The sequence below is a fragment of the Micromonospora sp. NPDC005203 genome, from assembly GCF_042872705.1.
Classification (GTDB): domain Bacteria; phylum Actinomycetota; class Actinomycetes; order Mycobacteriales; family Micromonosporaceae; genus Micromonospora.
Genome location: NZ_JBIAKV010000007.1, coordinates 1 through 14844 on the forward strand (window position 1 = coordinate 1; position 14844 = coordinate 14844).

12 protein-coding genes are annotated in these 14844 nt (G+C 73.9%); 7 read left to right on the forward strand and 5 right to left on the reverse strand.

Annotated elements, in window-relative coordinates:
* Positions 1-116: 116 nt before the first annotated feature.
* Both panB and ACFYPM_RS17255 read right to left on the reverse strand, forming a co-directional pair.
* Positions 117-962 (reverse strand): 3-methyl-2-oxobutanoate hydroxymethyltransferase, encoded by an 846-nt coding sequence (gene panB, locus ACFYPM_RS17250; RefSeq protein WP_387197402.1) that lies wholly within the window; start codon positions 960-962, stop codon positions 117-119.
* A 188-nt stretch (positions 963-1150) separates the two neighbouring features.
* Positions 1151-2908, reverse strand: a complete 1758-nt coding sequence (locus tag ACFYPM_RS17255; protein ID WP_387197405.1) for an NAD+ synthase — start codon at positions 2906-2908, stop codon at positions 1151-1153.
* 259 nt (positions 2909-3167) lie between these two features.
* Between ACFYPM_RS17255 and glnA the strand changes: the two genes are divergently transcribed.
* The 4 genes from glnA to ACFYPM_RS17275 all read left to right on the forward strand — a co-directional run bounded on the left by glnA (position 3168) and on the right by ACFYPM_RS17275 (position 6324).
* Positions 3168-4517, forward strand: a complete 1350-nt coding sequence (gene glnA, locus ACFYPM_RS17260) for a type I glutamate--ammonia ligase (RefSeq protein WP_387197408.1) — start codon at positions 3168-3170, stop codon at positions 4515-4517.
* 90 nt (positions 4518-4607) lie between these two features.
* Positions 4608-5033 (forward strand): DUF350 domain-containing protein, encoded by a 426-nt coding sequence (locus tag ACFYPM_RS17265; RefSeq protein WP_387197410.1) that lies wholly within the window; start codon positions 4608-4610, stop codon positions 5031-5033.
* 79 nt (positions 5034-5112) lie between these two features.
* Positions 5113-5805 (forward strand): helix-turn-helix transcriptional regulator, encoded by a 693-nt coding sequence (locus tag ACFYPM_RS17270; protein ID WP_387197413.1) that lies wholly within the window; start codon positions 5113-5115, stop codon positions 5803-5805.
* A gap of 147 nt (positions 5806-5952) precedes the next feature.
* Positions 5953-6324 (forward strand): VOC family protein, encoded by a 372-nt coding sequence (locus ACFYPM_RS17275; protein WP_387197416.1) that lies wholly within the window; start codon positions 5953-5955, stop codon positions 6322-6324.
* Between the two features lie 239 nt (positions 6325-6563).
* On the opposite strand, the gene ACFYPM_RS17280 is transcribed toward ACFYPM_RS17275, so the two are convergent.
* Complete coding sequence (locus tag ACFYPM_RS17280) at positions 6564-7091, reverse strand: hypothetical protein (protein WP_387197419.1); 528 nt, start codon at positions 7089-7091, stop codon at positions 6564-6566.
* A gap of 185 nt (positions 7092-7276) precedes the next feature.
* On the opposite strand from ACFYPM_RS17280, the gene ACFYPM_RS17285 reads away from it, so the two are divergent.
* Positions 7277-8170 carry a virginiamycin B lyase gene (locus ACFYPM_RS17285; protein WP_387197421.1) on the forward strand — a complete coding sequence of 298 codons (894 nt, stop codon included), beginning with the start codon at positions 7277-7279 and terminating at the stop codon, positions 8168-8170.
* A gap of 74 nt (positions 8171-8244) precedes the next feature.
* Here the strand turns inward: ACFYPM_RS17285 and ACFYPM_RS17290 are convergent, their stop codons facing one another.
* Positions 8245-9180: an LD-carboxypeptidase gene (locus tag ACFYPM_RS17290; protein ID WP_387197424.1), complete on the reverse strand. Its 936-nt coding sequence runs from the start codon at positions 9178-9180 to the stop codon at positions 8245-8247.
* A 104-nt stretch (positions 9181-9284) separates the two neighbouring features.
* On the opposite strand from ACFYPM_RS17290, the gene ACFYPM_RS17295 reads away from it, so the two are divergent.
* Together ACFYPM_RS17295 and ACFYPM_RS17300 are read left to right on the forward strand one after the other, a co-directional pair.
* Positions 9285-10052 carry a type 1 glutamine amidotransferase gene (locus ACFYPM_RS17295; protein WP_387197427.1) on the forward strand — a complete coding sequence of 256 codons (768 nt, stop codon included), beginning with the start codon at positions 9285-9287 and terminating at the stop codon, positions 10050-10052.
* Positions 10052-13153: a bifunctional [glutamine synthetase] adenylyltransferase/[glutamine synthetase]-adenylyl-L-tyrosine phosphorylase gene (locus tag ACFYPM_RS17300; RefSeq protein WP_387197430.1), complete on the forward strand. Its 3102-nt coding sequence runs from the start codon at positions 10052-10054 to the stop codon at positions 13151-13153. The genes ACFYPM_RS17295 and ACFYPM_RS17300 overlap by 1 nt, the downstream gene beginning before the upstream one ends.
* 5 nt (positions 13154-13158) lie before the next feature.
* Here the strand turns inward: ACFYPM_RS17300 and ACFYPM_RS17305 are convergent, their stop codons facing one another.
* The gene (locus ACFYPM_RS17305) at positions 13159-14844 is read right to left on the reverse strand and encodes a hypothetical protein (protein WP_387197432.1); all 1686 of its coding nucleotides are present in this window, start codon (positions 14842-14844) and stop codon (positions 13159-13161) included.

The following is a 14844-nucleotide window of genomic DNA, read 5'->3' on the forward strand; positions in this document are numbered from 1 at the left end:
TCGCGCCGCGCCGGTCGCGCCGCGCCGGTCGCGCCGCGCCGGTCGCGCCGCGCCGGTCGCGCCGCGCCGGTCGCGCCGCGCCGGTCGCGCCGCGCGAGACCGGCCGACCGGCCGGACTAGAAGGTGTGTTCGGCCGTCGGGAACTCGCCGCCGCGGACCTCGTCGGCGAAACGCCGGGTGGCGTCGGTGAGGGCGCCGGCCAGGTCCGCGTAGCGCTTCACGAAACGCGGCGCCTTTCCGGTGCGCAGCCCGGCCATGTCCTGCCAGACCAGCACCTGCGCGTCGGTGTCCGGGCCGGCGCCGATGCCCACGGTCGGGATGGGCAGCTCGTGGGTGATCCGCTTGGCCACCTCACCGGGCACCATCTCCAGCACCACCGCGAACGCGCCCGCCTCGGCCACCGCCCGCGCGTCGGCGAGCACCTCGTCCGCCGTGTCGCCCCGACCCTGCACCCGGTAACCGCCCAGCGTGTGTTCGCTCTGCGGGGTGAAGCCGATGTGCGCCATCACCGGGATGCCGGCGCCGACGATCGCGGCGATCTGCTCGGCGCAGCGGCGGCCACCCTCCAGCTTCACCGCGTGGCAGCCACCCTCCTTCATGAACCGGACGGCGGTGCGCAGCGCCTGCGCCGGCCCCTCCTCGTAGGAGCCGAACGGCAGGTCACCGACGACCAGTGCCTGCCGGGTCGAGCGCACCACGGCCCGGACCAGCGGAAGCAGGTCGTCGGCCGTGATCGGCAGGGTGGTCTCGTAGCCGAACACGTTGTTCGCGGCCGAGTCGCCGACCAGCAGCACCGGCACGCCGGCCTGGTCGAAGATCCCCGCGGTGTACTGGTCGTACGAGGTCAGCATCGGCCACCGCTCGCCACGCTCCTTGGCGGCGAGCAGGTCACGGGTGCGGACCCGACGGGTGACCGGCCCGCCGTACAGCGCGGTCACCTCATTCGGAGCGGACTCCACCATCTCTGTCTCCCTTCCTCGAGGCCGCCTGCGCGGTCCCCGGGTTCTGCCGCGATCGTCGCACCGCGAGACCGGGCGACGGCAGAGTCGAGTGCGAGATATCACTGCACCGCGCGAGGTCCGGGCCGCGCGGCCCACGCGAGGCGACGCCGGGCCGGCCGCACCGACCCGCCACCTTCGAGGAGTACGACTCAGCCGTGCTCGCGCCACCGGTTGGTGATCGGCAGACGACGGTCCCGGCCGAACGCCTTCATGGAGATCTTCGTGCCCGGCGCCGACTGGCGTCGCTTGTACTCGGCGGTATCCACCAGCCGCAGCACCTTGTCGACCACCGCCGGGTCGTGGCCCGACTCGACCAGCCCGTCGCGGCCCAGGTCACCATCGACGTACCCGATCAGGATCGGGTCCAGGACGTCGTAGTCGGGCAGGTTGTCACTGTCGAGCTGGCCCGGGCTCAGCTCGGCGCTCGGTGGCTTGCCGATCGAGTTCTCTGGAATCGGGGCGGTCTCACCGCGCCGATCCGCGTCCCGGTTGCGCCACTTCGCGAGCCGCCAGATCAGCGTCTTCCAGACGTCCTTGACCGGGTTGAAGCCGCCCACCGAGTCGCCGTACAGGGTGGAGTAGCCGACCGCCAGCTCACTCTTGTTGCCGGTGGTCAGCACCAGGTGGCCCTCCTGGTTCGACAGGGCCATCAGGATCACGCCACGGACCCGGGCCTGGAGGTTCTCCACGGCCACCCCGGACAACGACAGGTTGGCCAGGAAACCGTCCACCATCGGCTGGATCGGCTCGACGCGGTAGTCCAGGCCGGTGCGCTTGGCCAGGTCGGCGGCGTCGGACCGGGAGTGCTCGGAGGAGTGCTGGCTGGGCAGCGACACCCCGACCACCCGGTCCGGCCCCAGGGCGTCGACGGCCAGCGCGGCCACCACCGCCGAGTCGATGCCGCCGGAGAGTCCGAGCACCACCGACGGGAACCGGTTCTTGTTCACGTAGTCGCGCAGGCCGAGCACGAGCGCCTGCCACACCTCGGCCTCGTCCGCCACCGGCTCGATCAGCCCGCCGGTGGCGGCCGGGCCGGACGGCGTGGGCGCAACGCCGTCCAGCGTGTGGTGCGCGATCCGCATCCCGTCGGCGATGGTCTCCGTGGTCGGCGAGGAGGTGGCGGCCGGCAGGTCGACGTCGTGCACGAGCAGGTGCTCGACGAACTGCGGGGCGCGGGTGAGCAGGTCACCGTCGGCGGTCACGATCATCGAGTCGCCCTCGAAGACGAGCTCGTCCTGGCCGCCGATCATGTTGACGTACGCGATGGTGGCGCCCGCCTCGGCGGCCCGGCGGCGGACCAGTGGCAGCCGGATGTCGTCCTTGTTCAGCTCGTACGGCGAGCCGTTGATGTTGACCACCAGGCCGACGCCGGCCTGCCGGGCGGCGGCGAACGGGCCGCCGGCCTGCCACAGGTCCTCGCAGATGGTCAGCGCGACGTCCACGCCGCCGAGCCGGACCACGGTCAGCGTGTCGCCGGAGACGAAGTAGCGGTCCTCGTCGAAGACCCCGTAGTTGGGCAGGTGGTGCTTGAAGTAGCGGGCGGCGACGACTCCCCGGTGCAGCAGCGCGGCGGCGTTGCGGGCACCCCGGCCCGGCTCGGCGTCCCCGCTGACCTGCGGCGGCCCGTCGGCGTCCAGGTAGCCGACCACGACCGGCAGCTCCCCGAGGCCGTCGGCGGCGAGGTCGGCGGCGAGCCGCTCGACGGCGGCCTGGGACGCGGCCACGAAGGAGCGCCGGAAGACCAGGTCCTCGACCGGATAACCGGTCACCATCAGCTCCGGGAAGAGCACCAACTGGGCACCGGCATCGGCGGCCTGGCGTGTCCAGCTGCGGACCAGGTCGGCGTTGCCGGCGAGGTCGCCGACGCTCGGATTGACCTGGGACAGGGCGAGACGCAGGGTGGGCATGCCCTCATCTTGCCCCAGCTTCGTCGCGACAACCGCCACCCTCCGGCGAGACGGCCGCCACGCTGCGCCGGATGCGCGCGCGCAGCCGCAGCGGGTTGGCCGGTCGGCGGCGGGGCACGCGTCTGCCGAGCGGGAGGCGAGGGGACGGCGGGCGGCAGTTCGCGTAACGTCTGCGTAATGAGGCCCGGGAAGACTGGGCGATCAGGTCGGGTGCAGCCCGACCAAGGCGGACAAAAGAGCGTCGCGAGGGGTTGGGGAAGTGGACCGTCAGCAGGAGTTCGTCCTCCGTACGCTGGAAGAGCGGGACATCCGGTTCGTCCGGCTGTGGTTCACGGACGTGCTGGGGACGCTCAAGAGTGTTTCGGTGGCGCCGGCCGAGCTGGAGGCGGCCTTCGAGGAGGGCATCGGCTTCGACGGCTCGGCCATCGAGGGTTTCGCCCGGGTCTTCGAATCGGACATGGTGGCCATGCCCGACCCGACGACCTTCCAGGTGTTCCCGTTCGAGGGCGGGGTCAGCGGCGAGAGCGCCCGGATGTTCTGCGACATCCTGCTGCCCGACGGGGGTCCGTCCTGGGCCGACCCCCGGCACGTGCTGCGCCGCGCGCTGTCCAAGGCCGCCGAGAAGGGCTTCACCTTCTACACCCACCCCGAGATCGAGTTCTTCCTGCTGGAGAACGGCCCCCAGGACGGCTCGGTGCCGACCCCGGTGGACACCGGCGGCTACTTCGAGCACACCACCCACGCCGTGGCGCGCGACTTCCGCCGCCAGGGTGTGCTGGCGCTGGAACGGATCGGCATCTCGGTGGAGTTCAGCCACCACGAGGTCGCGCCCGGCCAGCAGGAGATCGACCTGCGTTACGCCGACGCGCTCACCACCGCCGACAACATCATGACCTTCCGGCACGTGGTCAAGGAGGTGGCGCTCTCCACCGGTGTGCAGGCCAGCTTCATGCCGAAGCCGTTCACCGACCAGCCGGGCAGTGGGATGCACACCCACCTGTCGCTGTTCGAGGGCGAGCGCAACGCGTTCCACGACAGCGGCGACCCGATGAAGCTGTCCAAGGTGGCCAAGTCGTTCATCGCCGGCCTCCTGGTGCACGCCCGGGAATACACCGCGGTCACCAACCAGTGGGTCAACTCGTACAAGCGGCTCTTCCCGCAGGCACTGCCGGACCGGATCACCGAGAGCCCGGCGTACGTCTGCTGGGGTCACCTCAACCGCTCCGCGCTGGTCCGGGTTCCCGCGTACGGCAAGCCCAACTCGGCCCGGGTCGAGGTCCGCTCGTTGGACTCGGCCGCCAACCCGTACCTCGCCTTCGCGGTGCTGCTCGGCGCCGGCCTGAAGGGCATCGAGGAGGGGTACGAGCTGCCGCCGGGCGCCGAGGACGACGTCTGGTCGCTGACCAGCGGCGAGCGGCGTGCCATGGGATACGAGGCGCTGCCGGAGAACCTCGCCGAGGCGATCGACGTGATGGCCGGGTCCGAGCTGGTCGCCGAGGTGCTCGGCGAGCACGTCTTCGACTTCTTCCTGCGCAACAAGCGGGCCGAGTGGGAGCAGTACCGCCGCGAGGTCACCCCGTACGAGCGGCAGCGCTACCTGGCGCTCTGATCGCCGGGGGCTGACGCGGTTGCGTACTGCCGCTATCGTCTCGATCACCGCGCCGGTACTCCTCCGGGCGGAGAGTCGGGAGGCAAGTCGGTGCTGGAGGATCTGCTCAACGGTGCCTGGCAGAGCGTCGTGTTCGGGATCGTCGGTGTGGGGCTGATGGCGGCCGGGTTCGGCCTGGTCGACCTGCTCACCCCCGGGCGGTTGCGGGACCTGATCTGGGTCGACCGCAACGCCAACGCGGGGCTGCTGCTGGCCGCCAACCAGCTAGGCATCGCCGGGATCGTCTTCACCGCGATCCTGACCAGCTACAGCGACTTCGGCAGGGGTCTCGCCTCCACTGTGGTGTTCGGGCTGCTCGGGTTGGCGATCATGGCGCTGGCCTTCGTGGTGCTGGACCTGCTCACCCCGGGCAAGCTCGGCGAGGTCATCTGCTCGCCGGAGCCGCACCCGGCGGCCCGGGTCAGCGCCGCCACCCACTTCGGCGCCGCGCTGATCGTCTGCGCCTGCATCGCCTGACGGCGGTCGGTCCCGGTCCGGTCGCTGGTCCGGTCGCGTGCGGGTCCGGGCGTCGTACCCCGGTCGTAGCGTGCGGGGAATGAACCGTACGGACCGGCTCTACGCCCTGGTCGAGGAGCTGCGGGCGATGTCGCCCCGGCCGCGCAGCGCGCGCTGGCTGGCGGTCCGCTTCGAGGTCAGCAGCCGGACCATCGAGCGGGACATCGGCGCTCTCCAGGAGGCCGGTGTGCCGATCTGGGCCGAGCCGGGGCGCACCGGCGGCTATGTCCTGGACCGCAGCCGCACTCTGCCGCCGGTCAACCTGACGGCGGCGGAGGCGGTGGCGATGGCCGTCGCGCTGCACCGGCTCGACGGCACGCCGTTCGCCGGGCCGGGTGCCACCGCGCTGCGCAAACTGGTGGCGGTGCTGCCGGCCGCCGACGCCGCCGAAGCGCACCGCCTCGCCGGCCGGGTGCACCTCGTCGGCGACGGACCCGCCACGCCCGTCCCGGCCATCGTCGCCGACGCGGTCACCGCGCGGCGGGTGCTGCGCATCCGGTACGCCGACCGCGCCGGCGTGGACTCGGTGCGCGACGTCGAACCGCTGGGCTACCTCGGCAACCCCCGACACTGGTACCTGCTCGCCTGGTGCCGGCTGCGCGACGAGTTGCGCTGCTTCCGTACCGACCGGATCCGGAGCGTCCAGGCGCTGCCCGACGTGGTGGTCCGGGAGTTCCGCCCGACGGATCTGGACATTCCGCACGAACGGGTCCGCGCGTTGAGCCTGGTCTGAGGCGCATCGGCGGGCGGCGCCGACGGCCCGGTCGCAAGGAACCCCGTCGGGTGATCTGGAAACACCGACAGGACGGTGTCGCGGACGACCCCGAGACTGCTCCGGACGGCGGCCGAACGACCGGCACGCACAACCTGGAGGCAGCAGATGTCAACAACGCCCATCACCTGGTTCGAGATCGGCACCGACCGGCCGGAGGAGACGGAACGTTTCTACGGAGAGCTGTTCGGCTGGACCTTCGAGGAGCAGGGCTCGACCGACGGCGGGTCCTACCGGGTGACCGGGGCCGGCGGGGACACCGGCATCGGCGGGGGCATCCGGGCGACCGACGGGACGTCCCCGAACTACGCGGTGTTCTACGCCGAGGTCGCCGACGTGGCGGAGACCTGCCGAAGGGCCGAGGCGGGCGGCGGCCGGGTGCTGGTGCCGGTGCGGACGGCCCCGAGCGGGCTCACATTGGCCCACCTGCTCGACCCGGCCGGCAACCACCTGGGAGTGTTCACGCCCCCGCCGGCCTGACGCCCGTGTGGCCTGACGTCCGTGCGGGCCTGACGCCCGTGCGGGCCTGACGCCCGTGCGGGCCTGACGCCCGTGCGGGCCTGACGCCCGTGCGGGCCGCACTGGCGTCCCGGGGGCGGTGATCGACTCGGTTTTCGTGATTCGGGGGTGTCGGGCCGTCGTGGACACCGCGAAATCACGGACGTCGAGTGGATCAGGCCTGGGGCAGGCCCGGTGTGGCCTGGGCCTGCCCCGAAGCGCTACGCGCCGGGCGTGGCCGCGGGGGCGCCGGGGCCGCCGTCACCGCCCGGGCCGTGACCGCCGGGGCCGCCGCGCCAGCCGGGGCCGCCGTGGCCACCCGGGCCGGGGAAGACGCCGGCCTCGACGGCCTTGGTGATGGCATCGGCCTGCTGCTGGGTGAGCTTGCCGTCCTTGACCGCCTGGTCCAGCCGTTGCTTGAGCGCGGCCTGCCGCTCCGCGGCCGACGGGCGCTGCGGCCGATCGGCCTGCCGGCGCTGCTCGCGGACCTTCTCCAGCGCGGCGGTCACCTTGTCGCTGGGCACGCCCAACTCCTTCGCGAGTGCCTCGGCGAACTCGTTCTGCCGGTCGGCCTTCGCGCCGGTAGCGGCGTCGACCTTCGCTCCGGGAGCCGGGGCGGTGCTGGCGCTCGGTGCCGGCGTCGGGGTGTCCGCGGCGAAGGCGATGGTCGGGGCCGCGATCCCCACGCCGAGGACGCCAGCGGTGGCGAGGCCGGCCAGGAGATGCTGCCGACGGATGGTGCGGGACATGCTGTCCTCCAGGAGGTCGGTGACGCTCGTGTCACCACCGACAGTGACCAGCCAGCCTGGGTGCGACCCGTGGCGAACCTGTCAGCGACCTGACAATCCGGGCGCGCGGGCGGCTAATTCGGTTGCGTCCTCGTCGGCGGCGCCGGCAGGGTTGGCGATCCACCGACGGAAGGGCGCAGCTGGTGATGAGCGTGGAGATTCGGGAGATACCGCTCGTCGAGCCGGGCGCTGGCCCGTACGACATCGCGGCCGGCCCCGACGGCGCGCTGTGGCTGACGCTGGTCCACGGCGGCGGGATCGCCCGCCGGGGGGCCGACGGCGCGGTACGGACCTACCCGCTGGATCCGCCGGGCGGCCGTCCGTTGATCATCACGGCCGGGCCGGACGACGCTCTCTGGTTCACCCGCTCGGGAGACGACAAGATCGGTCGGATCAGCCTCGACGGCGCGCAGCGCACGATCGCCCTGCCGACCGGCACCGGGCCGGGTGGTATCGCCGCCGGCCCCGATGGCGCGCTCTGGTACACCGGGATGACCTCCGACACGATCGGCCGGCTGGACACCGATGGCGCGGTCAGCACGTTCCCGCTGCCGGTGACCGGCGGGCTCGCCTCGATGATCACTGCCGGCGCGGACGACGCTCTCTGGTTCACTCTGCATCAGGCGAACGCGATCGGCCGGATCGACCTCGATGGCAGGGTGACACTGCATCCGTTGCCCACCCCGGACGCCGGCCCGGTCGGCATCACACTCGGTGGCGACGGTGCCATCTGGTTCGTGGAGATCGCCGCCGGTCAGCTCGGCCGGATCACCCCGGACGGCCGGATCAGCGAATTGCCGCTGCCGGACCGGGCAGCCCGTCCGCACGCGATCGTGGCCGAGCCGGCGGGCGGCGTCTGGTTCACCGAGTGGGGCGCCAACCGGATCGGTCACCTCGATCCCGCCGGACGGATCGACGGCTACGACCTGCCCACCCCCGAGTCTGAGCCACACGGCATCACTGTCACCCCCAACGGCATCTGGGCAGCCCTGGAAACCGGCGCGCTGGCCCACCTGACCCGAACCCCCACCCCAGCCTGACCATCCCCGCCCCGTCGCGAGTGACGACAACGCCATGATCACCGGGGGAGGCGGCCGGGGGAGTAGGGAGGGGGCTACTGGACGGCGGGGGCTGCCGTCAGGGTGTTGGTGTTGGTGTTCAGGGTTGCTTCGGTGCCGAAGGGGACTGTCAGTTGGTTGGGGCCGTGGCCGATCGGTAGGCCGCCGAGCACCGGTACGCCCAGGTCGCCCAGGCGTTCGGTGAGGACGTCGACGATCGTGGTGTCCCAACCGTCGCCGCAGTCGGTGAACTGCCCGACCGCCACGCCGGCCAACCCGTCCAGCGCGCCCGCCCGCCGCAGTTGGGTGAGCATCCGGTCGACCTTGTACGGGGGTTCCTGTACGTCCTCGATCAACAGCACCGCGCCGGTCAGGTCGGGCAGGTCCGGGGTGCCGATCGACGCGGCGATCAGGCACAGGTTGCCGCCGAGCAGGGTGCCGGTGGCGTGACCCGGGACGCGTACGTCGAAGGTCTCCTCGGTGGGCAGCGCGGTGATCGACACCGGCTCGGTCGTCATCAGCGCTGCGTGCAGGGATTCGGCGGAGCGAAGCGGGGTCCGCTCGTCCCGCCAGGCCGCCCCCGGGCCGTGCACCCCGGCCAGCCGGGCGCCTCGCCACAGCGCGAACTGCAACGCGGTGATGTCCGAGAATCCGGCCACCACCTTCGGGTCGCGGCGCACGGCGGCCATGTCGATGGCGTCCACGATCCGCTGGGCGCCGTACCCGCCCCGGGTGCAGATCAGCCCGCGTACCTGCGGGTCGGCGAACGCCGCGTTCAGGTCGGCGGCGCGCAGGTCGTCGGTGCCGGCGAGGTAGCCGTGGCGGGCGTACGCGTTAGGTGCCGGCACCGGCCGCAGCCCCCAGCTGAGCAGCAGCTCCATCCCCCGGGCCACCCGCTCCGGCGAGGTCGGCCCGGACGGTGACACCAGCAGCACCGTGTCACCAGGTCGCAGCACGGGCGGGCGGACGGCGGCGGTGTCCTCGTTGATCACAATTACAGAGCCTAGCGACCCCGCCGGATCCGGGACCGACGCCCGGCGCGCACATCCCGGTGGCGGGGGGTGGCCGTACGCGGTGCACCGGCTAGCCTCGACGGGTGGCAACCGCGCTGGTGATCGAGAACGACCCGACGGACGACGCGCGCCGGCTGGGTGAGTGGCTGACCGAGGCTGGGCTGGAGCTGCGGGTGGTTCGCCCGCACGCCGGCGACGAACTCCCCGCCGACCTGGAGGGGTACGCGGCGCTTGTGGTGCTCGGCGGCGACCAACAGGCGTACCCGCTGCCGGACGGCTCGCCCGGCGCCCCGTGGTTTCCCGCCGTGGAGGGGCTGCTGCGCAAGGCGGTCCGCTATCGGGTGCCCACCCTGGCGGTCTGCCTGGGCGCACAGCTGCTCGCCACCGCGCACGCCGGGCTGGTCGAGCGGAGCCCGTCCGGGCCGGAGATCGGCCCCGGCGTGGTCGGTCGGCGCGACGCCGCCGAGAACGACCCGTTGTTCCGGTACGTGCCGTTGATCCCGGACGTGCTCCAGTGGCACGCTGACGAGATCTCCGAGCTGCCCCGGGGCGCCACCCTGCTGGCCGCGTCCACCCGCTACCCGCACCAGGCGTTCCGGCTCGGCGACCGGGCCTGGGGGTTGCAGTTCCACATCGAGTGCGACGCCGCGATGATCGCCGACTGGGCCACCGATTCGACGCAGCTCACCGAGCTGGGCTACGACCCGGAGTTGGTGGTCGCGGCCTGCGCCTCGGTGCTGCCCGACGTCGAGGAGGTCTGGCAGCCGTTCGCCGCCCGGTTCGCCGCGCTGTCCCTCGGCGAGTTGGACGACAGCACGATCCGGCGCGGCCTGCCGCTGCTCGGGCACTGATGAGCCGGCCGACCAGGGCACCGGGCCGGCTCGCCCGGTACGGCTTCGGTACCGCCGACGGCGACGGCGGCGCGCGCGCCGCGGACCTGCTCGGCCCGGACGGGCTGCGGCTGTGGCGGCCGGCCGAGCAGGAGCCCGCGGACGAGTCGGCCGGGGAGTTGCTCGCCGCGCTGTCCCGGGCCGCCGACCCGGACCTGGCGCTGCGGCAGCTGCACCGCATCGTGGAGGCCGAACGCCGCCCGAGCGGAGCCGGGGCCGAACGCCGCCCGAGCGGAGCCGGGGCCGACCGCGGCACGAGCCAGGCCGGAGCCGGAGGCGGCGCGATCGGCAGCAGTACCGAGTCGTCGCTGCTCGCGGAGCTGCACACCGACCCGGGGCTACGGCGGCGGCTGATCGCGGTGCTCGGCGCGTCGGGGGCGCTCGGCGATCACCTGGTGGCCAACCCCGCACACTGCCTGGCGCTGCGGACCGCCCCGGACGGGCTCGCGCCGATCGCCGAGGGCCGGCTGGAGGTGACCGGCGGCGGCGACGCGGTGGCAGTGCTGCGGACCGCGTACCGGTTGGCACTGCTGCGGATCGCGGCGGCCGACCTGACCGCCGGGCGCGGCCTGGAGCAGACCATGGCCGCGCTGTCGGCGCTGGCCGACGCGACGCTCACCGCGGCGTACGAGATCGCCGTCGCCGAGCTGGCCGAGGGCACCGAGCGGCCCCGGCTCGCGGTCGTGGCGATGGGCAAGTGCGGCGGCGGCGAGCTGAACTACGTCTCCGATGTGGACGTCATCTTCGTGGCGGCCGAGGACGCCGACCTGCCGGCGGCGACCCTGGTGGCGACCCGGCTGATCCACATCTGCGGGCTCGTGGCCTGGCCGGTGGACGCCGCGCTGCGACCGGAGGGCAACCGGGGTCCGCTGGTGCGGACCCTGGCCAGCCACCTGGCCTACTACCGCCGGTGGGCGCGCACCTGGGAGTTCCAGGCGCTGCTCAAGGCCCGCCCGGCCGCCGGTGACGTGCCGGTGGCCCAGGAGTGGATCGACCAGCTCGCGCCGCTGGTGTGGCGGGCGGCCGAACGGCCCGAGGCGGTCGAGGACGTCCGCGCCATGCGACGCCGGATCATCGACCACATCCCGCCGAAGGAGCTGGAACGCGAGATCAAGCGCGGTCCGGGCGGGCTGCGCGACATCGAGTTCGCCGTCCAGTTGCTGCAACTCGTGCACGGCCGCGTCGACGAGACGCTGCGCGAACCCGGGACCATCCCGGCGTTGCGCGCGCTCGTCGCCGGCGGCTACGTCGGCCGGGCCGACGGCGAGGCGCTGCTGCGCGGCTACCGCTTCCTGCGCAGCGTCGAGCACCGGCTTCAACTCCAGGCCCTGCGGCGTACCCACACCGTGCCGAGCGAGCCCGGCGCGTTGCGGTGGCTCGCCGCCGCGCTGGGTTTCACGGCCACGACGGGGCGCAGTGCCGTGGAGAGCTTCCGGGCCGAGTGGGTCACCCACGCCACCGAGGTACGCCGACTGCACGCCAAACTGCTCTACCGGCCGCTGCTGGAGTCGGTGGCCCGGGTACCGGCCGACGGGTTGCGACTCACCCCGGAGGCCGCCCGCCACCGGCTGGAGATCCTCGGGTTCGCCGACCCGGCCGGGGCGCTGCGCCACCTGCAGGCGCTCACCGGCGGGGTGAGTCGCACGGCGGCCATCCAACGGACACTGCTGCCGGTGCTGCTCAGCGAGTTCGCCGACGCGCCGGAGCCGGACCGGGGGCTGCTCAACTACCGCAAGGTCTCCGACAAGCTGGGCAGCACCCCCTGGTACCTGCGGCTGTTGCGCGACGGCGGCCCGGTGGCCCGACGGCTGGCCCGGGTCCTCGCCCTGTCCCGGTACGTCGCCGATCTGCTCGCCCGGGAGCCGGAGGCGCTGCGGCTGCTGGCCGAGGAGAACGAGCTGGCCCCCCGCCCGCCCGAGGTGCTCCGGGAGGGGTTCCTCGCGGCGGCGGCCCGGCACACCGACCCGGTCGAGGCCACCCGTGCGGTGCGTGCGCTGCGACGTCGGGAACTGGTCCGGGTGGCCTGCGCGGACGTGCTCTGCCGGGCCGGCGCGCTCGCGCCCACCCCGAGCCGGCCGGACGGCGTGCACCGGCCCGCGGTCGGGCTCGTCGACATCACCGAGGTCGGCACGGCGCTCGCCGACGTCACCGATGCCACGTTGGCCGCCGCGCTGCGCGCCGCCCAGGCCAGCCAGCCGGCCGCGGCGGGGCTGCGGTTCGCGGTGATCGGGATGGGCCGGCTCGGCGGGTACGAGTCGAACTACCTCTCCGACGCCGACGTGCTCTTCGTCTACGACCCGCCCGCCGGGGCCAACGAGAGCGACGCCAGCGCCGCTGCGCACGCGATAGCCGAGGAACTGCGCCGGCTGCTCGGCGTACCCGCCCCCGACCCGCCGCTCGGGGTGGACGCCGACCTGCGCCCGGAGGGCCGGCAGGGCCCGCTGGTGCGCAGTCTCGCCGCGTACGCGGCGTACTACGCCCGCTGGTCGCGGGTGTGGGAGGCGCAGGCGCTGCTGCGCGCCCGGTTCGTCTGCGGCGACGCCGACCTGGGTGCCGAGTTCGAGACGATGATCGACCCGGTGCGGTACCCGGCCGACGGGCTGACCCGTGAGCAGGTCGTCGAGATCCGCCGGATCAAGGCGCGGGTGGAGACCGAGCGGCTGCCGCGCGGCGCGGATCCGGCCACCCACACCAAGCTGGGTCGGGGCGGGCTCGCCGACGTGGAGTGGGCGGTGCAGCTCGTCCAGCTCCGGCACGCGGGCAGGGTCCCGGCGCTGCGCGGCACGCGTACCCTCGATGCCCTCGCGGCGGCCGAACGGGCCGGCCTGATCGACCCGGCGGACGCCGCCGAGATGGCCTGCGGGTGGTCCCTGGCCGCGCAGGTTCGCAACGCGTTGATGCTGGTCCGGGGTCGGGCCGGCGACCAGCTACCCCGGCACGGGGTGGAGCTGGCCGGGGTGGCCCGGCTGCTGGGGCGCGATGACCCGGGGGAGTTCCTCGACGAGTACCTGCGCACCGGCCGCCGCTCGCGCGCCGCCGCGCAACGGGTGCTGGAGGCGTAGCGGCGTCAGCTACCGAGCGTGTACTCGCCGGGGCGGGGGACCGTGACGGTGGTCCAGTCGCCGTCGGCGGTGACCGTGGCGTCGCCGGACGCGACAAGCCACCGGCTGTGCCGGACCCGGACGGCCACCGGGCCGGCGGTCGGCGCCCGGAAGGTCACCCTCGCGCCGTCGGCGTGGGTCAGCTCGGCGGGTGCGGCGACCAGCGGCGTCGGGTCGGCCACAGCCCAGACCCGCCAGTGCGGCCCGGACCAGACCGGCGTCAGGTAGGGCAACCCGCCCTCGACCAGCTCCGCCTCGGCCCGCCCCACCCAGGACAGCGGGGCGTCCGGCAGCGCCACGTACTGCACGGCGTTCTCCGCCAACCAGGCGCGGTAGGTGATCGGGGTCAGCGGTGCGCCGGTGCCGGCCGCGCCGGGCACGGTGGTGAAGAACAGCGGGTTACGGTCGATGTCGGCCTGCCGCAGCCAACCCCGGGCCAGCGGCACCTCACCGAGGCGGGCCGCCTCCCAGTAGTTGCGGGTGGGCGGCACCTCGACCCGGCCGGTGAGCCGTTGCCCGGCCAGGAACGCGCGCAGCGGCGCGTGGTAGCCCGGCGCGCTCGTCGGGTCGCCGATGCCACGTAGGTCGGCGGGGACCGCCGGCGGCTGCCAGGCGCAGACCGCCACCAGCAGCGCGGTCAGGCCCACACCGCCGCGCAGCCGAACCCACCGCGACCGCCCCGCCGTCGCGGCGCGCGTTGCGGCGGCGCTGGCCGGGGTGGCGCTGGTCGGGGTGGCGCTGGTCGGGGTGGCGCTTCCCGGGGTGGTGGCGCGCGCGGCCGTGCGGCGGGCCAGGCGGTCGGAGAGCCAGGCGGGCGGGCGGGCGGCGGCGGCCAGCACCGGCAGCGCGAACATCGTCACCAGTCGGGTCGCGTTCAACCCCACAGGCGTGTGCACGACGGCGGCGGCGAGCACCCCGGCGGCGGCGAGCAGCGCACCGAAACGCACCGGCCGGTACGCCACCAGCGCCGCCACCACCAGGCTGGTCACCACCGCGCGCACCGCGTCGGTGCGGCTGATGTTCATCCAGCCGCCGTCGCCGAAGAGCACCGCCGTCGCGGCCAGCGGCACCGCCGCCGCGGCACCGAGCGCCAGACCGTCGGCGTACCGCCGGGTCAGCATCAGCGCCACGCCCGCCAGGCCGACGAACAGGCCGGCCACCGGACTGCTCGCCGAGGCCAGCAGTGCGGCGACCGCCGCGAGCACGAGCCGCACCCGCCCTCGTCCGGCTCGGCGAGTGAGCGCGAGCAGCGCGGCCAGCCCGAACGCCACACCCAGGGCGTACGTGACCCGACCGGAGACCAGGTTGCCGGCCAGCGTGACCACCCCGACCAGGCTGCCCAGCAGCGGTCGGGGCACCTCGGCGCGGACCAGCAGCGCGGCCAGCGCGGCAGCCGACACCACAAGCGCGAGCGCGCCGGTCACCCGTACGCCGAGCAACGCCATCACCGGCTGGGAGAGCAGGCTGTAGCCGAACTGCTGCACGCCGGCGTACCAGCGCAGGTCGACCGGGGTGGGGCCGTGGGCTGCGAAGAAGTCCGCGCGAGCCACCTGCGCGGCGAGGTCCGACCCCATCAGCGGCAGGGCCAGCCAGAGCGCGGCGAGCACGACTGCGGAACCGGTGGTCACCGCCACCACCCGACTGTGCCGCAT